Source organism: Moorena sp. SIO1G6 (genome assembly GCF_010672795.1).
Taxonomy (GTDB): Bacteria; Cyanobacteriota; Cyanobacteriia; order Cyanobacteriales; family Coleofasciculaceae; genus Moorena; species Moorena producens.
On the sequence record NZ_JAAHFZ010000027.1, the window covers coordinates 64,164 to 83,959 of the forward strand.

Annotated in this window: 16 protein-coding genes and 2 pseudogenes; 13 read left to right on the forward strand and 5 right to left on the reverse strand. The window is 43.6% G+C overall.

Annotated features, from left to right (window positions below; translation table 11 throughout):
* Nucleotides 1–6 precede the first annotated feature (6 nt).
* The 6 genes and pseudogenes from F6K63_RS22970 to F6K63_RS22995 all read left to right on the forward strand — a co-directional run bounded on the left by F6K63_RS22970 (nucleotide 7) and on the right by F6K63_RS22995 (nucleotide 5,851).
* Nucleotides 7–171, forward strand: coding sequence for a hypothetical protein (locus F6K63_RS22970; RefSeq protein WP_287313191.1), 165 nt, complete (start codon nucleotides 7–9; stop codon nucleotides 169–171).
* A 422-nt stretch (nucleotides 172–593) separates the two neighbouring features.
* Nucleotides 594–1,160, forward strand: a complete 567-nt coding sequence (locus tag F6K63_RS22975) for a nicotinate-nucleotide adenylyltransferase (RefSeq protein WP_287313192.1) — start codon at nucleotides 594–596, stop codon at nucleotides 1,158–1,160.
* Nucleotides 1,157–2,005: pseudogene (locus F6K63_RS22980) on the forward strand (NUDIX hydrolase). The gene F6K63_RS22975 and the pseudogene F6K63_RS22980 overlap by 4 nt, the downstream one beginning before the upstream one ends.
* 22 nt (nucleotides 2,006–2,027) lie before the next feature.
* Entirely contained in the window at nucleotides 2,028–2,393 is a 366-nt protein-coding gene (locus tag F6K63_RS22985; RefSeq protein WP_008179375.1) for a response regulator, read from the forward strand.
* A 405-nt stretch (nucleotides 2,394–2,798) separates the two neighbouring features.
* A complete protein-coding gene (locus tag F6K63_RS22990) occupies nucleotides 2,799–3,035 on the forward strand; it encodes a hypothetical protein (protein ID WP_287313193.1) in 237 nt (78 codons plus the stop codon).
* 935 nt (nucleotides 3,036–3,970) lie between these two features.
* Complete coding sequence (locus F6K63_RS22995; RefSeq protein WP_287313198.1) at nucleotides 3,971–5,851, forward strand: NAD+ synthase; 1,881 nt, start codon at nucleotides 3,971–3,973, stop codon at nucleotides 5,849–5,851.
* Nucleotides 5,852–6,315: 464 nt separating this feature from the next.
* Here F6K63_RS22995 and F6K63_RS23000 read toward each other — a convergent pair whose 3' ends face one another.
* On the reverse strand, nucleotides 6,316–6,480 hold the full coding sequence (locus F6K63_RS23000; RefSeq protein ID WP_287262782.1) for a hypothetical protein: 165 nt from the start codon (nucleotides 6,478–6,480) through the stop codon (nucleotides 6,316–6,318).
* A gap of 594 nt (nucleotides 6,481–7,074) precedes the next feature.
* Here F6K63_RS23000 and F6K63_RS23005 point away from each other — a divergent pair.
* From F6K63_RS23005 to F6K63_RS23030, 6 genes are all read left to right on the forward strand, one after another.
* Nucleotides 7,075–8,259 (forward strand): sensor histidine kinase, encoded by a 1,185-nt coding sequence (locus F6K63_RS23005; RefSeq protein ID WP_287313194.1) that lies wholly within the window; start codon nucleotides 7,075–7,077, stop codon nucleotides 8,257–8,259.
* A 12-nt stretch (nucleotides 8,260–8,271) separates the two neighbouring features.
* Entirely contained in the window at nucleotides 8,272–8,427 is a 156-nt protein-coding gene (locus F6K63_RS23010; RefSeq protein ID WP_154659669.1) for a hypothetical protein, read from the forward strand.
* 656 nt (nucleotides 8,428–9,083) lie between these two features.
* Nucleotides 9,084–9,326 (forward strand): hypothetical protein, encoded by a 243-nt coding sequence (locus tag F6K63_RS23015; RefSeq protein ID WP_131826933.1) that lies wholly within the window; start codon nucleotides 9,084–9,086, stop codon nucleotides 9,324–9,326.
* A 471-nt stretch (nucleotides 9,327–9,797) separates the two neighbouring features.
* Entirely contained in the window at nucleotides 9,798–11,606 is a 1,809-nt protein-coding gene (locus F6K63_RS23020) for a GGDEF domain-containing response regulator (protein ID WP_008179388.1), read from the forward strand.
* Nucleotides 11,607–11,811: 205 nt separating this feature from the next.
* Nucleotides 11,812–12,684 carry a hypothetical protein gene (locus F6K63_RS23025; protein ID WP_287267443.1) on the forward strand — a complete coding sequence of 291 codons (873 nt, stop codon included), beginning with the start codon at nucleotides 11,812–11,814 and terminating at the stop codon, nucleotides 12,682–12,684.
* A 96-nt stretch (nucleotides 12,685–12,780) separates the two neighbouring features.
* Nucleotides 12,781–15,924 (forward strand): nSTAND1 domain-containing NTPase, encoded by a 3,144-nt coding sequence (locus F6K63_RS23030; RefSeq protein ID WP_287313195.1) that lies wholly within the window; start codon nucleotides 12,781–12,783, stop codon nucleotides 15,922–15,924.
* 203 nt (nucleotides 15,925–16,127) lie between these two features.
* On the opposite strand, the gene F6K63_RS23035 is transcribed toward F6K63_RS23030, so the two are convergent.
* Nucleotides 16,128–17,120, reverse strand: coding sequence for an NAD(P)/FAD-dependent oxidoreductase (locus tag F6K63_RS23035; RefSeq protein WP_287313196.1), 993 nt, complete (start codon nucleotides 17,118–17,120; stop codon nucleotides 16,128–16,130).
* Between F6K63_RS23035 and F6K63_RS23040 the strand changes: the two genes are divergently transcribed.
* Nucleotides 17,094–17,309, forward strand: coding sequence for a hypothetical protein (locus F6K63_RS23040; RefSeq protein ID WP_271969920.1), 216 nt, complete (start codon nucleotides 17,094–17,096; stop codon nucleotides 17,307–17,309). The genes F6K63_RS23035 and F6K63_RS23040 overlap by 27 nt on opposite strands.
* Nucleotides 17,310–17,451: 142 nt before the next feature.
* Here F6K63_RS23040 and F6K63_RS23045 read toward each other — a convergent pair whose 3' ends face one another.
* The 3 genes and pseudogenes from F6K63_RS23045 to F6K63_RS23055 form a co-directional block, all read right to left on the reverse strand.
* Nucleotides 17,452–18,105: a cupin domain-containing protein gene (locus F6K63_RS23045; protein WP_287313197.1), complete on the reverse strand. Its 654-nt coding sequence runs from the start codon at nucleotides 18,103–18,105 to the stop codon at nucleotides 17,452–17,454.
* Between the two features lie 40 nt (nucleotides 18,106–18,145).
* On the reverse strand, nucleotides 18,146–18,907 hold the full coding sequence (locus F6K63_RS23050) for an SDR family NAD(P)-dependent oxidoreductase (RefSeq protein ID WP_008179403.1): 762 nt from the start codon (nucleotides 18,905–18,907) through the stop codon (nucleotides 18,146–18,148).
* A gap of 200 nt (nucleotides 18,908–19,107) precedes the next feature.
* Nucleotides 19,108–19,611: pseudogene (locus tag F6K63_RS23055) on the reverse strand (alpha/beta hydrolase); the annotation flags it as partial.
* Between the last annotated feature and the right edge of the window lie 185 nt (nucleotides 19,612–19,796).

Sequence of the window (19,796 nt, forward strand, 5' to 3'; positions counted from 1 at the left end):
ATGGAGGTGAGATCGCAGCAGTTGATTGGCCTTGGCCAAAAGGCCACGCTACGGGAATGGCCACGCTACGCGATCTGGTGGTTGAAACTCCCGCAGTTTGAGGGCTGTTGCACTTTTACAGAGATGATTGGTGGTGGGATGGAAGAGATGGAACAGTGGGAAGAGGGGTAAGTAAGCTGTCAGGCATCTATATCAGAAATATATCGGTCGCATCTACATCTAATTGATTTATAAATTGAATCGGCAAGGGGAGAGGATTGTAGAGTTTTTCCCGCTGACTCAAAAATAGACTGTCATGCCCCCTAGTTTAAGGACTTTTGTCAATCAACTAGGGGGCTCTCACCATTGGTCTCAGGGCTGAAGCAAATAAGCTATATATAGCGTGTAGCAGTTGAAGCGTTCGCTTAATTGCGGGACGCGCATCCATCCCATTCTGTTTCCTTTGAGTGTACCCTAAGCCGTGGCGCGTTTAAATTTTAGAATTCTGAAGCTAAAACCCAAGCCTAGGCTTAGATCGCTTTTCACGCACTAGATACTGAAGAGCAAACCTAATCTCAAACCCCTTTGAGCTTTTAACTAACTTTTAACTAACTATGGTCAATATAGCCCTGTTTGGTACCAGTGCAGATCCCCCAACTTGTGCTCATCAATCCATTCTCCAGTGGCTATCCCATCACTATGACCAAGTGGTGGTTTGGGCGTCAGATAATCCATTCAAGTCTCATCAGACTACCCTAGAACAACGTTCCCACATGCTCAAGTTACTGATTGAGGAGATTGACCCGTATCAAAATCCGATCCGTGTCAGCCCCGACTTGAGTAGCTCTAGAACCTGGGAAACCATAGCACTAGTTAAACAGCGCTGGGGATTACAGGCAAACATGACTCTGGTGATTGGTGCTGATTTAGTCCGTCAGATGCCCCGTTGGTATCAAATTGAACAATTGTTAAAACAAGTACAGTTGCTGGTGATACCTCGTTCAGGATATGGAGTAGATCAGGCTAGTTTAGAAAAGTTGAAGCATCTAGGAGCACAATTAGCGATCGCTGATATTACGGTACCATCAGTTTCCTCTACAGCGTATCGTGAGAATGGTGATACAAAAGCACTGACTCCTCTGGTTAAGGACTATATCCATCAAGAGCAGTTGTACCAATGACCCAAAGCAGCACCAAACAGGTCAAACTACCAGCTCTAGCCAACGTCCAGGTCGGGGTTGATCCTGTGATTTTTTCCCTCAATACCCAACAAAGCCGCCTTTTGGTACTCCAAGAGGAAGCCTTCCTCGGTAAATCGAGTTTACCAGGAACCTTGGTGTCGGACGGAGAATCATTAGACAATGCTGGGGATTGGCCTTGGCCTTTCGGCCACGCTACGCGAATGGCCACGCTACGCGATTGGCCTTGGCCTTTCGGCCACGCTACGCGAATGGCCACGCTATGCGATCGGATTTGGGCAGAGAAAATTGGAGTTAACAACCTGAACCTAGAGCAACTGTACACTTTCGGAGAACTAGGTCGTTATCAACCAAAATTGGTTAGAGTCGAGGTTACCTATAACCACCACTATGCCATGGGTTACCTATCCGTCAGTTACTTTGCCCTAGTGGGACTAGAAGAAGCTAAATTCAACACAGATCATGTCAGTGGTATTACCTGGTATTCCATCGAGCATGTGCCGCAGCTCGCCTTTGAGCATAATCCAATTTTGGACTATGGTTATCGGCATTTGCGCAACAAATTGGCAGACAATCCTGTCGCCTTTGACCTGTTCCGAGATGTATTTACCCTCAATAATATCTATACTATTTATCAACTGTACACCACAGTTTTTTTTGAAAACGTCTCGGATTATTACAATTTTAGCCCTCGTCTTTTAAAGCTATTATTCCTGGCGGATACTAGTTTAAGAGTATCTCATGGAGCAGGTCGTCCCTGAAATTTGTACCGCTTTGATGCGGAGGCATATGGTCGTTTAAAGGATAAACCGTTGGTATTTATGTAGCAATGAAAAAACATCTGTAATTGTGGTTCAGAAAATCCTATTTATTGAGGATGACGATTTCAATCGAGAAGTTATCACTGAATACCTTCAGTTGCAAGGGTATGACGTTTGCGCTTTACCCCATGGGTTAACCATTAAACGAGACCTCGCCGACTTTCAACCTGACTTGATTCTGCTGGATCTCAAATTACCAGAAGTTGATGGCTTTACCTTGATCGAAAAACTCAAGAAATCCCAATGGGCAACAATCCCTATAGTTATCCTTTCTGCCTACTCCTTCCCAGCAGACAAAAAGCGAGCTCTCAGACTAGGAGCTCGTCGTTATCTAGTCAAACCAGCGCTTCTCAGAGAAATAGAACAAGCCATAGAGGAAGAAATAACCAATTGATATCCAGTCCGCTTTTTTTGTCATTTGTCTTGAGAGCCACAAGGCTGAGCCGCCTGCAAAACACTCTTGTGGTATACAATACCGATGGTACCGGAGATGATATGAGTTTGAAGTCTTAGGCAGGACTTACGCAAAACTCGGCCACAAAGGTGCTTCCACAAAAGCGCTTGGTTAGTTAATAACGCACCCTACAGATAGGGTTGTTGCGTAAGTCCTGTTAGGGAAATCATTGACCCCTTTGGGGAATTCAAAATTCAAAATTAAAAATTAAAAATCTAGAAGCGATGCAGCGCGGTCTTGGGGAGGCAGCGCGGTCTTGGGGAGGCAGCGCGGTCTTGGGGGTTTCCCCCACTCGCTATTGCCGTGGTCTCCCCCGGAGACGAAACCTGATTACGTTGAGCCTTTATGGTTGGTAGGTTATGCAAAAAAGGGTTAAAACTTGAGGCGCGACCCCGTAATTTAATTCTTCAAGCGGAAAGCGCGCCTCCATTGATTAAGGCGAGCCTGTCTTACGGTAACTATCGCCAAAGGCGACGCTTGGCCGTAGGCCACGCCAAAGGCGAACGCGAACAAACCATGAGCGACTGCCGTGGTTTCCCCCACTCGCTATTGCATCAAGACATTGAACAAATTTTGAATTAATTAATTCCGGGTACAAGCCCCCCGGGGAATTAAAAATTAAAAATTAAAAATTAAAAATCTAGAATTGTCCGAATCATTTTGAATTAATAATTTTGAACTTTGAATTGGAGCGTTCGCGCAGCGTGACCTACGGTCAAGCGAGTTGTGGTCTTCAATCAGTGGCGGGTACAAGCCCCCACTGATTGTCATTTTTAATTAATAATTTGGAATTTTGAATTGGAGCGTTCGCACCTCAAGGAGCGTCGGCAATGCCTATAGCGTGACCTACGGTCAAGCGACTTGACATTTATTGTCCATCAGTCATGGAATTAGTTTTTTTTGATTCTGCTGTAAGATAAATTACTCAAGGATTTGGCTCAGGTTCTCTATAGACCGTCCCATCTTAGCAATTTTTTATTCTGTCTGAGACAGTCCGAGAACTGCATTTTGAAGTTGGTTAGCTAGACTTTGAATCTCTTCTCGATAACGGTTTTATAGTTCTTCCACGTTCATGATTTATTAATGATAACTTAATCTACACTATCAAGGATTAGGTTTGCGTTAGGGTTTACGTTCGAGTTTACGTTTATGTTGACTTTCGTTGCCACCTGATTATTATTTATTAGTTTAAAACATCTAAACAACGGTAAAAAAATAAAAAAAATCGACATTTATACCCCTAAATACTTATCAATCTTAGTAATTTATGATATCATAAATTACTAAGATTGATAGCAAGTTTTTTAGTTGATTTGCCAATAATTTTATCAACTAATTAAGAAGTAAAAATATCAACAAAAAATGCTAATTATAAGCAAGTTATTGGTTTGAGAAAAAAACCGGATTGGTCAAGACGATATAAACTGTATATTTTGTCATTTAATTACTAACCAAACCCAGATTACTAAAGATTGTGTGAAGTAGATGGCCTAAACTATAAAAAACAATCAAAAATGATGAAGATTGCGATCGCTCAACTCAACCCCACCATTGGTGATATTACAGGCAACGCTCAACGGATTCTTGAAGTAGCCAACACTGCTGCGAGTCAGGATGTGCGTCTGTTGCTGACACCAGAATTATCCTTGTGTGGCTATCCACCACGAGATTTGCTGCTCAATCCCAAGTTTCGAGAGTCGATGACTACACAAGTGCAACAACTAGCTCAGCAGCTACCATTGTCTCTAGCTGTTTTGGTGGGGACAGTAACACCGAATACCAAAGCAGAGCTTGCTGGTGGCAAACCTTTATATAACAGCATTGCTCTACTAGAGGGGGGAAAAGTACGGCAGATTTTTCACAAGCGACTCTTGCCCACCTATGATGTTTTCGATGAAAACCGCTACTTTGAACCAGGACGGGAGAGTAATTCCTTCACCATTGATCACCAGCCATCAGCAATCACAACTCAGAATGCCCACTCTCCAATTAAAATCGGTGTTACCATTTGCGAAGACTTGTGGAACGATGAAGAGTTTTGGGGCAAACGCAGCTATCAAGTCAATCCGATCACAGACTTAGTTCAACAGGGTGTAGACCTAGTGGTAAACTTGTCCGCCTCACCCTATAGCGCGGGTAAACAGAAAACTCGGGAAGCAATGTTGCGCCATAGCGCTAGCCGTTACCATACACCTATCCTCTACGCCAATCAGCTAGGAGGCAATGATGACCTGATATTTGATGGGTGTAGTGTAGCATTTAATCAGGCTGGTGAGATGGTATGTCGCGCCCGTGCCTTTGAAACAGACTTAGTCATTTTGGAATATGACCGAGAAACACACGATCTGGTCACCCCACCAGAAACAACTATACAGTCTCCAGCATCGGCAGCAATAGCAACAGCCCCAGCCAGCCTAGACGAAGAAATTTGGTCAGCCTTAGTCCTAGGAGTCCGGGATTACACCCGTAAGTGTGGTTTTAAAAAAGTAGTAATTGGTTTGAGTGGTGGGATTGATTCTGCTCTTGTAGCTGCTATTGCCACCGCCGCCTTAGGACCAGAGAATGTCTTGGGGATTCTCATGCCTTCTCCCTACAGTTCTGACCACTCCGTCAAAGATGCTCTCTCTTTAGCACAAAACCTAGGTATTAAGACTCACACCCTAGCCATTGGTTCCTTGATGGAAGGGTTTGACCAAACCTTAACCTCTCTATTTGCTGGGACAGAGTTCGGTGTGGCTGAAGAGAATATTCAATCCCGAATTCGGGGCAGCTTACTGATGGCGATCGCTAATAAATTTGGCTATCTCCTGCTTTCTACTGGCAACAAGTCAGAGATGGCAGTGGGTTACTGTACCCTCTATGGTGATATGAATGGTGGATTAGCTGTAATTGCCGATGTTCCCAAAACCCGGGTCTACTCCCTATGTCGGTGGCTAAATTCTAGGGCAGAGGAGTCCCAGGTTAATCAGAAGTTGCAGGTTAGTACGCTCAATCTTGAACCTTCAGACTCCTCTTCTAAGCTTCAAGCTGATCAGCGTCAACCTGCTAACCTAACTGACTCGAACGCCAAAGGCGAACAACCTTTAAGCCAAACAGAAATTATTCCTGCTAATATTCTAATCAAGCCCCCCAGCGCTGAATTAAAACCTGGTCAAGTAGACCAAGATTCCTTGCCATCTTACGATACCCTAGATGATATTCTCGAGCGACTGATCCAGCAGCACCAAGCCCCGGAGCAAATTATTGATGCAGGTCATCAGCCCGAAGTGGTTCACAAAATCATCCGACTAGTCGCTCGTGTTGAATTTAAGCGCCGACAAGCCCCGCCAGGCTTAAAGGTTACTGACCGCGCCTTTGGTACTGGCTGGCGGATGCCAATTGCTAGTCGTTGGCTATAGCATTAGTCTATTAATGATTAGTCATTAATCATTAGTCATTAGTCTTTGGTCTTTGGTCTTTGGTAATTAGTCATTGCTAAAGACCAGAAGACTTATTGTTGACGACAATGGACTAATACTGGACTAATAACTAATCACTACCTAGCCAGGGAAGTCTTGTTCAAGAAATCCATAATAGAATAGCAGTTTCGTGATCGAGTAAGTGGGACGGTAAAAATAAACCTAATAGTCTGGTTGTTGACTGTTCACAGTCTATAGAACCCATTTGATAGAAACTAGGATTGATTGAAAAAGGGTACAGGAATCCCCCCTAACCTTAATAAGGGGGGTAGGTAACAGTAGGAAAGAGCTCCAAGTATTTTTTTGGTGTTATGGTAAGCATTCAGCTATCAGCTATCAGCTATCAGCTATCAGCTATCAGCTATCAGCTATCAGCTATCAGCTATCAGCTATCAGCTAATGCGCTACGCGCACGCTACGCGAACAGCTTTGGAATAAAACAAGTAAGCATTGGAATAATGCTGAGTTACCTCACAGCGTCGTTCGCACAGCGTGGCCAAACGCGCACGCGTGGCCGTTCGCGTAGCGTGGCCAAAAGGCCAAAAGGCCAAGGCCAAAGCCTGTGCCACAAGGCTGACGGCATTAGGCTGACGGCATTATGCTTACTTGTTATGACAAATCAGCATTGGGTTTCATGATTTATTTGGAAATACTAGATGACGTTTACTGTCAGCAGTGAACAGTCAAGGATCAACAAAAAACCTGGTCAATTGGAGCTAAACGGTAAGCCTTCAGGGCTCAGCTGCTCAGGAGTCAGCTAAAGCATCGACCCAAACTTAGGTATTTGGGTCTGGATGGGAGTAGATGATGGGAGTACATAAGTATTCGGGCGAGAATGTTCTTTCTTAAAGGTTGGTTGATTCAAGATTGCTTGTAGCTAAGGGCTGATTAGGAATGGCTGAATTCTGTTCGCGTAGCGTGCGCGAATGCGCATATGCTGAATGCTGACATCGTATTAATTTGCTTATTAATTTACTGGTGCAGTTGGTTAAAATTATGGTGAAAGGGTAAGAGGGAGAGGTAAAAATAAAAATTTCCCTCTATCTTGACTAGTTAAATTGAAATTTTTCGCCATTTTGGAATGAATTTGTTTAATCACAATCGCTATAATTTCACCAATTCCTACTGCTAGATTGTTGAAATTTGTGCTACACTCTTACCCGATGTATTTGAACCTAGACGCAGCAATTAATAGGGATCCTCTGATTGTATCTCCCGAAACTCTAGTAACAGAGGCAATTGCCCGCATGATCCAGTTCGACTCTAGTTACGTACTCGTCCAGTCGCAACTGTCATTAGTAGGCATTTTTACTGAGCGAGATTTGCTAAAGGTCATAGTCGAAGGGATTGGGCTTTCTGGACTAGCGATCGCTGACGTGATGACCACAGAATTAATTACACTACCAGCCACTGAAGTCGAGAATGTCGAGAATATAGTCAAGCTACTGTCTCGATTGCGCCAACATCGGATTCGTCATCTACCAGTTGTAGAGGATAGTGGACGACCGACAGGTATCATTACAGAAAATAGTTTGCTGCAAGTGCTAGAACCAGCAACAATGTTGGCTACTAATGAACAGCTGGTAGACGGAGTTAATCAGCCCACGGCTCAACTAGAAGCCACAAATCAGGAACTAGAAGCATTTGCCTATTCAGTATCCCACGAGTTAAGCGCTCCACTACGAAGGATTAAGAGTTTTATTAAGGTTCTATCAAAGGACTATCATCACCAGTTGGATCTCAAAGGACAACACTATCTCCAACGTATATCTGCTAACAGTCAGCATATGTGGAAACTCATTGAGGATTTGCTAGAGCTTTCGAGAGTTAGCGGTGACCCGATGCACTACCAGCAGGTTGATTTGAGCAAGATGGTTGCTGAAATTAGGTTAGAACTCACACAAACCCAACCTGAACGGAGCGTGGAATGGGTCATTGCCAAAGGAATTCAGGCTTATGGAGATAGTACGTTGCTCCGGATTGTTTTACAGAATCTACTCCACAACGCCTGGAAATACACATCCCATCATCCCCAAGCCAGGATTGAATTTGGAGTTTGCCCATTGTCCGCACCTCAGACAGGGGGGCAAGAGCAAACTAGTGATGAAGCGATCGCCTATTTTGTCCGGGATGATGGAGCTGGCTTTGATATGGCTGACGCTGACAGATTATTTATCCCTTTTGTACGCTTGCACAACGAAGCCGAGTTTACTGGCAATGGCATTGGACTCGCTACTGTAAAGCGTATTATTCACCGACATGGTGGCAGAGTCTGGGCTAAAAGTGCAATTGAACAAGGAGCAACGTTTTATTTTACCCTTCCACCCTTCAAAAATTATTCGCTATAATAACACCATTGCTTGGTCTCCTCCACACCTAAAAACGTAAGCATTCAGCCGTCAGCCGTCAGCCGTCAGCCGTCAGCCGTCAGTGGTCAGTGGTCAGCTTATTTTATTCAAAAGCACCGATTGCGCTACGGGCACGCTGCGCGAACAGTAGCGTGGCCATTCCCGTAGCCTGGCCTTTGGCTGATAGCTGATAGCACCGATTGCGCTACGGGCACGCTGCGCGAACAGTAGCGTGCCCGTAGCCCATTAGCTGATAGGTGATAACTGATAGCTGAATGCTTACCTAAAAACTATTGCAATCACTACTGATCTAATGATTAGCAATAGTTAAATTACAATTGATGATCTGTGTGCAAACATAAAAATGACAAAATGGCAGCCATGTGTTTCATTTTTATGATAATACAGGCTTTAAGATGGCTTTGGTAATTATGGCGCTTAGGCAATTTAAGCTGTTAGGAATTGAATTTACAGAAATCGCAGCTTGTTTGCCCCCCTGCTTGACGCGGGGGGTGAAAACAAGTTAGGGGATGCACACCCCTGGTCTACTTTCTTTGTGATTAGGAGGTGATATAACTAGTGCAATACGGGACAAAGAAAATATTATTATCTGGATTATTGTCTGGGAACATACCAGATGAAACTAATGACCTACTTGTTTTCTGGTGTGAACAAGCCAACAACCTGTACAAGCAGGCTTGGTAGGCAGTAAGACAGACTTATTTTGAAAACTGTGAGTATTACACTTACTTTGATGCTTATGACATGTACCGAGTTGGTCCCAAAGACGGCGTTGCTTAATAATGTAATGATTTTAATAGTAGGTGCGCGCCTCCAAGGCCGCGAGCAATCCCTCGCGGCCTTGGGTCGCACCTGTGGAATGGGCATCTTGCTTAGGTGCGCTCTTACTTGGCGAATTAAATTCGCCACGGGTCGCACCTGTGGAATGGGCATCTTGTGTGGAACTGGCATCTTGCCAGTTTCAATATATTGTCGGGCGGGCAGGATGCCCACTCTACTCCTATTCATTACTTGATTCAGAAACGCCGAGAATACAAGAGTATTAAGGTTAGCTATGGTCAACTTTGCAAAGCAAAGATTTCAAGGATAATCCGCACTACAAAGCACTAGGTGTTAACCAAGTTCTAGTCTAAGGAGACTTTAGGAGAAGCCATTTATCGGTTGGGATTAAACCTAAACTTACCTGAGTTCGACATAACCAACTATCCGGCAATTGAGGAGTCAGTAGTCAGGAATCAGTAGTCATAATAATTGATTTTCCATCCAGGAATTTTTAATATAAATTTGCTTGGTAATCCACTAATCGTTATTGATACTACCACTAACCTTGCTAAATTATTATCCTGATTTCTGAATTATGTATTCTGTATACTCCTCAAAACCAGCCAATTCAGGTAATGACATCGATTTGAGTTAAAAATTAGCCATAAATGTGTAGATGATGAGATTAGTAATATCATAATCCAAAAGCTTTCTAATCAAGTAGAAACTTATTGAACAATAGATAGGACATATCAATGAATAAACCACTGCGAATTTTGATTGTCGAAGACTCAGAAGATGATGCTGAGTTGCTGGTGGTTGAACTAAAAAATGGTGGCTACGAAGCAATTTATGAACGAGTGGAAGCACCAGGAGCAATGAACGAAGCCTTAGATAATAAGGGGTGGGATCTTGTGATTGCTGATTACTTCATGCCTAAGTTTAGCGCCATTGGTGCCTTACTACTCTTACAAAAAAAAGGGTTAGACTTACCGTTTATTATCGTCTCCGGCTCGATTAAGGAAAATATGGCAATCGCTGCTATGAAAGCGGGAGCCCATGACTATTTACTTAAACACCAGTTAGCACGATTAGTTCCGGCGGTGGAGCGGGAGTTAAGAGAAGCAAAGGTGCGCAAAAATTACCGGAAGGCAATCAAGAGGTTACAAGACCTGACGTTTTATGACGAATTAACCGGTTTGCCTAATCGGACATTGTTTTTATACTACCTGCGCCAGTGGTTTAAGCCAGTACAGCCAACTCACAATCGCAAATGTCTACCGATGGCATACCCGATTATACCAACTCTTTGCTGGGATGAACCAATTGTTGGAAACACTCAGAAGGATAATGTATTTGCTGTGCTATCTCTGACTCTCAGTCGCTACGGAATTATCCAATACAGTCTAGGTGATCTACTCAGTGAACAACTCCTAGTTGCTACTGCTCAACGCTTACAGGAATGCATCGGTGATCAGGATATATTGGCACGGATGGGAGAGAATAAATTTGCGATTTTGCTCTCGAATATCCAAGACTTAGCTCAGGTGAAAGAGACAGCTGAGCGTATCCATCAGGAGATTTCCATCCCATTCGATCTCAATGGGCGAGTTGTGTCTTCTAATTGCTACATTGGTATTGTCCTGAGTACCATGGGGTATGAGCAACCGAAAGATTTGCTGCGAGGGGCAGATACGGCGATGTATTATGCCAAATTAGAGGGGAAAGGAGCCTCAGAAGTTTTTCATCCTAGTATGCAAAAGAGAGCTATTGAGCGACTACAGTTAGAAACCGACTTACAACAGGCAATTAAATACGAAACATTGCATCTGAATTATCAACCAATAGTGTCCCTGACAACCGGCAAAACTATTGGTTTTGAAGCCTTGGCCAGGTGGCAGCACCGCACTCGCATCAAGGTTAGTCCTAGTGAGTTTATTCCGGTAGCAGAAGAAACAGGACTAATTATCCCCCTTGGTGAATGGATTTTACGGGAAGCCTGCAAACAGTTAAGCCTTTGGCAAGACCAGTTTCCTGATTATTCTTCTTTGAGTATCAGTGTGAATCTGTCTGGTATTCAACTCAACCAACCCCAGCTGATTGACCAGATTGACCAAATCTGCACCACGTTAGAATTGAGTGGGGCGAACTTGAAGCTGGAAATTACTGAGAGTGTGTTGGTAGATAATGCCTCAGTTGATAGCACTATCTTGCATAAACTCAAAGACAGAAATATAAAATTGTGTATCGATGATTTTGGCACCGGATACTCATCGTTTTCCTATCTAAATGATTTGCCAATTGATATCATTAAAATTGCTCGTTCTTTTATTAGCCAAGGATTTACAAAAAATGGTAAAAATTTTGATACGGTAGAAGCGATTGTAAATCTAGCTAAAAAACTAAAAATTCAGGTAATTGCTGAGGGTATAGAAACCCAAGAACAAAAGGATATTTTGCAAGATTTAGGCTGTGAATATGGACAAGGATTCTTATTTGGTGAAGCCCTCACTGCGGAAACGGTGACCAATTTGATGTTAACCAAGCCAGATAGGTTTTGGTAATCGCTATAGTAGGAATTAAGACAAGCAAAAGGGTATCCCCCAATACTCACCGACGATCGGGGGGCAAGCTTGGATGTAAAAGAGGCTAAACATGAAACCTGACTTGGAAAACAGATCCTACACTGCAAGAGCTGACCATAGACTAGGTTATTCAGTCTTGAGCACTTCTTACCACTCAGGACAATGGGCGTTGCTGAATCAAGTAATGAATAGGAGTAGAGTGGGCATCCTGCCCGCGCGAAAATCTCTTGAAACTGGCAAGATGCCAGTTCCACCAAGATGCCCATTCTACAAAACTCTTAAAATCATTCCATTATTCAGCAACGCCGGAAAATGCACTCAAGAGAATGGACTGAGCACTCAAAACTCAGCACTCAGTTTGCTTAAACGTTTACTAATTGCCACAGCGGTGCTGTTGGCTGTTGTCCCTACCACGACTAGTTGCAGTCTACTGGAACGGCAGCCTCGGTCAAACTCTACCTTGGTCTACAAAGGACCAGTAAGGCAGGAGGTGAAAGCTGGTTCATTGATACCAGGGACTGATATTCGGTACATCAGTAGGACGGAGGAGAAAACTGCTGAAGTGTTGATCAATGGACAACGGGCATTCAAGCGCAGTGGTGACTCTCTAGACTGGACTGGAAGCCCTCTGAGGGGAGTCGAAATGGGCCTGAACCAACGGGTATTAGTTTATAGTGAGGAACGCCTACAAGCTGGTGGTAGTGTTAGTCTAACGGTAGATGGGGTATCTTCTAAACCTGGTTGGGTACCGCAGGTACCGGACAAAACAAACCCCAGTCTAGTGGTTTACAAGGTTCCAGTTTTATACCGAGTCAAGCAGGGAGAAACAATTCCTGGAACCACTTTGAGTTATACCGGCAAAACTGAACAAGGTGCGCAGTTGGGTGGATTACCGACCGGAGAGTCTCCTTACCGCCAACGGGGTGACTCGATTAGTTGGCGAGGGGAATTACGCCCTAGAGTTTATCTCGATTTAGTAGTACGTACTGCCTTCTATAACGAAGACCGTCTGAGTGTGACTGGCTTTGCAACAGTTATCCTAGCAATCGGTGGTTGACGGTGGTTCGCCCTTGGCGTCCCTTTTTGGAGTTTGGATGTTAGAGTTAAGGGTTGAGATGGCTACTTGAATGGCGGGAAGACCCTACATTGGTCGATGGACAAATCTAATGCGATCGCAACTGAAAATCAGCATGCCCTGAAAAAACTGGCGTCGGCAGTAGAAGCCTCTCAGGGACAGTTCAAGCTGATTTTAGCCCGCTGCAATTATATCAGGGTGCGTTTCCGTTTGGTAGCGCAATTACCAACACTCTGCTCGGTTGACATTAATACCGTAACCCTTAAGCCATCGGACAACGTGCTCTATGACACCATTCGGTCAATACTGGCAGAAGAACGCCCTAGTGCTGTGATGGTGTTGGGCTTAGAATCGGTGCAGAATCTAGCACAGATGCTGAGTGTGACTAATCAAGTGCTCGAAGAGTTTCAGAAAAATCTTCCTTTCCCCTTGGTGTTATGGATTACAGATGACGTTCAGCAGCAACTGATCCAGTTTGCTCCAGATTTCGAGAGTTTGGGGACACGGATAGAATTTGCGATGTTCCTTGGGAACCGCTACGCGAACGCAACAGAAACCTTAATTACTGAACTCAAAGAGACTACCGATGCTATCTTTGACTATATTTTAAAATCAAACAGTATAGCATACTTTGTACCTACTGATATAGGTATTCTACGTCACCGGGAAATTGATGCTGCTCTGAAGGATTTACAGCATCGCGGTGAAACCCTTGAACCTGCTCTCAAAGCTAGTATAGAATTCCTTCGTGGTCAAGAGGCTTATGCTAACTATCAGTTGGGTAGTGCAGTAACTCACTATGAGCAAAGTTTGGCATTTTGGCAACCAGCTCAAACAGAGACTGAGAGATCGGGAGATCAGGAGATCACGAGATCAGGAGATGGGGAGAGTCGGAACAATGTTTCTTCATCTAATTTAGATAACTTAGAAGATGTAAATAGCTTAGAATATCTAGATAATTTAGATGATATAAATAGCTTAGAATATCTAGATAACTTAGAGGATATAAATAACTTAGAAAACGGAAGTGATACTACGGTAAATGAGATTACCGTTTCTGATCAGCAATTCCTGGAGCGTCAGGGAATCGTCCTGTTTTACATTGGGTTGTGTTATTTCCAGCAGGGGGAAAAGTCTCGGGAACCAGAAAACTGTCTCTATTGGAACGATGCTAGAGGATTATTCCAGCAGTGTCTTGATCGGTTTGAGCAGTTGAATCGTCATGATTTAGTCACGAAGTTTATCAATCAACTAGGTGAGGTGATGCAACGCCTAGAGGATTGGGATGATTTGTATCACTTGGCTCACAATGCCCTCGGGTTACAGCAACGCCAAATCCTATTAGGGGCGCAAGGTCTGGCACCACTAAAAGCCCAAGCTTACGGATTTTTAGCAGAAGTGGCTCTTAACCAATCTCGTTGGCAAGAGGCTAAGCAAAATGCTCAGAAAGCATTAGATACGATAGCGACAGTTTCCTCTGGTGTTGCAGAACAGGGCACAGAGGAAACACAGGAAACACAGGAAACACAGGGCACAAAACCATCTCTTAACTCAGGAGTCAGCATTCAGGACAATGCACTCCAGACCATGCACTCACTTCAAACCAGTCTGTATCTACTACTGTTAGCTCAATCTGAGCAACGGCTAGGTGAAGCTGAAGCTGCACTCCAACATCTAGAACAGGCAAGGGTTATTGCACCTGAGGATAATCCTCGGTTTTACACTCGGATTTTGCAGGGATTGCGATCGCGTAGCGGTCGGTTAGGGAAATCGCTTTATTTCCAGCAGGGGCAGTATCTCCAAGCTTTCCAACTTAAGCAATATCAACAATCGTTAGCGCAACAGTATGGTTGGGGAGGGTTTATTGGTGCTGGTGGATTACAGCCACGACAACAGATAAAGTTGGTGGGTTTGCCAACAAATTTGATTGGAGCGCAACGCCTTGCCCCCCTAGAGGATGAAAATCCAGAAACTATAGCGCTAGAAATTGCCCACTCTGGGCGACAGCAGGATGTCAATCGATTGATTGAACGGATTGGAAGCAATGATTACAGGCTAATTGTGATTCATGGGAAATCCGGGGTGGGCAAGAGTTCTCTGGTGAATGGGGGATTAGTACCAGGGTTGAAACAGACTGTAATTGCTACAGAAGATGTGTTGCCTGTAGTGATGGCAGTCTATAGCAATTGGGTAGACGAATTGGGACGGTTATTGGCAGAGGGATTAAACGGAATAAATATAGAGACATTGCATGGAACATCTCTACTAAGTCCAGAACAAAGCCCAGATACTATTATACAGCAATTGCGGCAAAATGAACAGCACAATTTGCGGACAGTACTGATTTTTGACCAGTTTGAAGAATTTTTCTTTGTTTACCTGGATAAAGCTCCGCGACGGCAATTTTTTGAATTCCTAGGAGAGTGTCTTACTACTCCGTCAGTTAAGGTGATTCTGTCGATGCGGGAGGATTATCTCCATTATTTACTGGAATGCGAACGGGCACCATGGTCGGGTAGCGGTAATCCCATGGCGAGTATGGACATTATTGGCAATGACATATTAAGTAAGCATGTGCGCTATCCTTTAGGTAATTTTTCCCGAGATGATGCCAAGTCGGTGATTGAGCAAGTAACTAAACAATCATCTTTTGACCTAGAACCAGCTTTGATTGAAGAATTGGTACAGGATTTAGCTGGGGAATTCTCCGAAGTACGTCCGATGGAATTGCAGATAGTAGGAGCGCAATTGCAGGCGGAAAGTATTACTACCCTGGAACACTATTGGGAAGGGGGTTCAAAGCCAGGATTGATGGCGCGGTATGTGACTGGAGTAGTGGAAGATTGTGGACCAGAGAATCAGCAGGTTGCGGAACTGGTGCTATATTTACTAACAGATGAAAAAGGCAATCGTCCCCTGAAGACTAAAGCTGAGTTAGCTAATCATTTAGGAACAGAAGCTGATAAATTAGAGTTGGTGTTAATGATTTTAGTAGAGTCGGGCTTAGTAATTAAGGTACCGGATACTGTTGCTGACCGCTATCAATTGATGCATGATGATATGGTTTCTTATCTACGACAACCAGCACTGAAGTTAGATGATTTAATGACAAAACTAAAACAAGCTGAGCAGGCTAAGCAGGTATTAGCAAATTCTAACCAAAAAGCCAGCCATCAGATTAGGATTGGGTCAGCAGTATTGAGCCTGACATGGGTTAGGTAAACGGACACAACAAATTGGCTCTAGCTTCGCTGGCACTGATAATTTCCATGGACCATCTAACTAATGTACAACTTATTGTACGACTTCCAAAAGCAATGCAGTCGCTCCTCATAAGCGACTGCATCAACACAATATAGCAGGAAAAGGAAAGGAAAAATTGGCTCAAACTCAGACATTCACGGTCTGGAGCTGCTAAAACCTGATCACCGCAAAACCCTATCAGTATTAGAAGCTTTAGGAGGCTGACTACGTCGGATATCCCGCCAAATTTGAGTAGCTGCTAATGCTCCATCGGCAGCAGCAATGACAACCTGATTCAGTCCTACCTTTAAATCACCAATGGCAAAGATCCGAGGATGGGAAGTGCGGGCCATTTTATCTGTAACCAGATTCCCTCCCTTCTTTTCCAAATCAAATTTGTCTAGATATTGGGCATGGTATTTGGAGCCCATAGAAATCAAGCCAGCTTCCAAATCAATTACTCGACCATCCGTTAATTCTACTCCAGTCATCTGATGGTCTTCCCCTAAAAATTGCTCAACTGGGGTTTCTATGATTTGATAACCCTGTTGTTGTATTTTTTGTCGCAATTCATCATTTACCTCGAACAATCCTTGGGTAAATAAAGTAATTTCAGAAGTAAACCAACCCAGAGGAAAAACTACTTCCGCATTACCTGCCGTGCTGGCAAATACTCCCACCTTTTTATCAGCCATTTCATAACCATCACAAATCAGACACACATGGAGGTTATAACCTGCGTAGTCATAGACATTTCGCATATTTTCCAAGGCTGGCAAATAGTCAATAATGCCACTAGCAGCAATCAGGTATTTAGCCCGAAAGGTATAGTATTCACTATTGTTTCGACCGACTTTTACTCGTACAGCAAACGTCTCACCCTCATCAATTACTTCTTCGACAAAAGCATCTAGTATATCACCACCGATAGACAAATAATGCTCTTTACCTTGTCTAAGAACAGAACGACCAGGGGTATCGGGAGGTAAACCCAAGTAATTGTGGAGTTCCTGCATCCAAAAAGAGCGCGCTTTGCCTTTATCAATAATCAAAGTATTGAGTAAGTAACGCTGGAGATAGATTCCAGCAGAGAGACCTCCTGCGCCACCTCCCACAATAATCGTGTCGTAAATTTTGTCAGTGGATTCTTGAAGATTTTGTTTTTTGAGTTTCATGATATTATCTCTGTAGTGATTTGGAAGAAAATCTATCGTAAGCATTCAGCGATCAGCGGTCAGTGGTCAGCGGTCAGTGCTCAGCAGTCAGCTGATATAACAGAGATTAAGCCAATGCTTACCTATTTGATTCAAAAGCTGAAAGGTAAGCATTCAGGCGTCAGCCGTCAGCCTTTAGCTGAAAGCTGATAACTGATAGCTGATAGCTAATAGCTAATAGCTGAAAGCTGATAGCTGATAGCTGATAGCTGATAGCTGATAGCTGATAGCTGATAGCTGATAGCTGATAGCTAATAGCTGAATACTTAAACTATTCAAATGAAATTTGAAATTAATTAAGATGTCCTGTTTTAACGTAAATTAAACAGCCTTCTTTACTAAAGGGAGTATGAGTACTGCCATGAGGATTGCGTATCCAAGTTCCTTTAGGATAAGTTCCATGTTCATCTTCAAACACCCCTTCAATCACATAAATTTCTTCTCCACCAAAATGACTATGGTGTTTAAAAACAGTTCCAGGTTCCCATTTAACTAGAGCAACATTCTCTGTACTATGAGTATGTAAGGGCATTACCTGTAATCCTTTAACTAAACCTGGAACCCAAGAGTTGTTAGTTGTATCGATTACTACTCGCTCTTGATCGTCAGGAGACATTTGCCATAGTTTCACCAGAATCGTACAACCTGATTCACTCTTAGGAGTATGGCTTGAACCTACGGGATTGCGGACATAAGTACCAGAGGGATAATCTCCTTTTTCATCAGAAAATATGCCATCTAAAACCAGAAATTCTTCACCACCACCATGAGTATGAGCAGAAAAGTAACTACCAGTCTGATAGCGAACTAGAGAGGTTGCTCTAGCTACTTCCTCTCCATCCCTTTCCAACATCCGACGCTGTACACCAGCCATAGGAGAATCAACCCAAGGTAGCTCTTCGCTATAGACAACAACTCGCTGAGTTAAATCTGCATGAATCTGCATGGCAACCTCCTGACATTATGTTTATTGTTGGAATCTCTAATTATTGCTTGAGATTGCTAGTACCATCACCACCAGCATCAACCCCACCATCCACAGGAAGAATCACGCCGGTAACCCAATTGGCATTAGCCAGATACAGCACTGCATCAGCAATATCTTTCGGTGTGCCAACTCTGCCAAGAGGCTGCTGCTGATTCAAATCATCCACAGTTTCTTGGTTCACTTCCCCCAGCAATGGTGTAAGAACAATGCCAGGGGCTACAGCATTAATCCGAATCTTGTCTGCTGCTAGCTCCACAGATAAGTTTTTTACCATTGCTGTGATAGCAGCCTTCGCCATAATCGGTGCAGAAGACGGCAAAGCCTTAATCCCATTAAATGCAAGTATTGTACTGATGTTGACGACCGCGCCGCCATCCCCCTGCTTTCTCATCTGTTTGACGGTTTCCTGGGTTAGTGCAAAAGTACCCCTTACATATCCCAGGTACCGTGAGAGCTCGTCAATTGTGTAATCAGTGAAGTTCTTGACGGCAAAGATGCCTGCATTATTAATCAAAACATCAACTCTACCAAACTTGGCAACGGTCTCAGTAACCATTTTAGGAGCGAATGTAGGATCAGTAATGTCCCCTGCTATAATCTGGATGCGATCAGGCTGATTCAGCTTTTGGGCTGCACTTTCAAGCTTTGAGAGAGTTCTGCCATTGATCATTACATTTGCCCCAGTGTTCAGAAACCCTTCAGCAATTGCATAGCCTATGCCAGTTGCGCCACCTGTAATAATAACAGTTTGAGTGGCCATACTATTTACCTCCAATTTAGTTCAACGATTCTTATCGGTTTACACCTCATGACAGCTAAGTAGTGGGAAATAACTAAGACTAATTGTTAGCTCTGTCTAAAGTTTTGCCAATGTTGACAAAACTTTAGACAGAGCTAACAATTTTTGTCCGACTACTTATACTGTCATTATACCTAATTATGGTTGACTAATTTTCCTGACTACTTAGGGGAATTAGAACGAACAAAGTTGCGAATGTAATTAGCAATCAACTCTAGATCTTCCTCAAGGGCAAAATGACCGGTATCTAGGATATGGAATTCGAGGTTTTTGAGATCCCGCTTGTAGGGATGGGCTCCTTCTTCGGGAAAGATGTAGTCACCTTTGCCCCAAACAATTAGGGTTGGAGGTTGAAACTGACGGAAATATTCCTGCCATTGTGGGTAGAGACTCGGGTTAGTACCATAGCTGTAAAACAGTTCCAATTGAATTTCTTTGTTGCCAGGACGGTCGAGCAAATATTGGTCGTGGAACCAATTGTCTGGAGCAATGGTTTCTGGATTGCGCACTCCATTAGTGTATTGCCACTTAGTCGATTCGAGGGTTAGAAAATCCGCTAGAACTTGAGCATTTTCAGGAGTTTTGTCCTGCCAGTAAGCCTTGAGTGGTTCCCAAAACTCTCGCAAACCTTCTTCATAGGCATTACCATTCTGCACAATCAGCCCTAGGGCGTGTTTTCAAAGTTTTCGGCAAGATTATGATCCCCCCCAGCCCCCCTTAAAAAAGCTATGCTTTATAAACATCTTTCTTAACATAAAACTTGACAAAAAGAGTCAAGTGTGCATAGAGAGGCGATCGCCCTAAATTGACAAAAAGAGTTAAGTGTGTATAAGAGTGCGATCGCTAATCT

Excerpts from the sequence above, each read along its gene's own strand:
- F6K63_RS22975 (WP_287313192.1), top strand. The coding sequence starts at position 594 with ATGGTCAATATAGCCCTGTTTGGTACCAGTGCAGATCCCCCAACTTGT.
- F6K63_RS22990 (WP_287313193.1), top strand. The coding sequence starts at position 2,799 with ATGGTTGGTAGGTTATGCAAAAAAGGGTTAAAACTTGAGGCGCGACCC.
- F6K63_RS22995 (WP_287313198.1), top strand. The coding sequence starts at position 3,971 with ATGAAGATTGCGATCGCTCAACTCAACCCCACCATTGGTGATATTACA.
- F6K63_RS23005 (WP_287313194.1), top strand. The coding sequence starts at position 7,075 with ATGTATTTGAACCTAGACGCAGCAATTAATAGGGATCCTCTGATTGTA.
- F6K63_RS23020 (WP_008179388.1), top strand. The coding sequence starts at position 9,798 with ATGAATAAACCACTGCGAATTTTGATTGTCGAAGACTCAGAAGATGAT.
- F6K63_RS23025 (WP_287267443.1), top strand. The coding sequence starts at position 11,812 with ATGAATAGGAGTAGAGTGGGCATCCTGCCCGCGCGAAAATCTCTTGAA.
- F6K63_RS23030 (WP_287313195.1), top strand. The coding sequence starts at position 12,781 with ATGGACAAATCTAATGCGATCGCAACTGAAAATCAGCATGCCCTGAAA.
- F6K63_RS23035 (WP_287313196.1), bottom strand. The coding sequence starts at position 17,120 with ATGAAACTCAAAAAACAAAATCTTCAAGAATCCACTGACAAAATTTAC.
- F6K63_RS23045 (WP_287313197.1), bottom strand. The coding sequence starts at position 18,105 with ATGCAGATTCATGCAGATTTAACTCAGCGAGTTGTTGTCTATAGCGAA.
- F6K63_RS23050 (WP_008179403.1), bottom strand. The coding sequence starts at position 18,907 with ATGGCCACTCAAACTGTTATTATTACAGGTGGCGCAACTGGCATAGGC.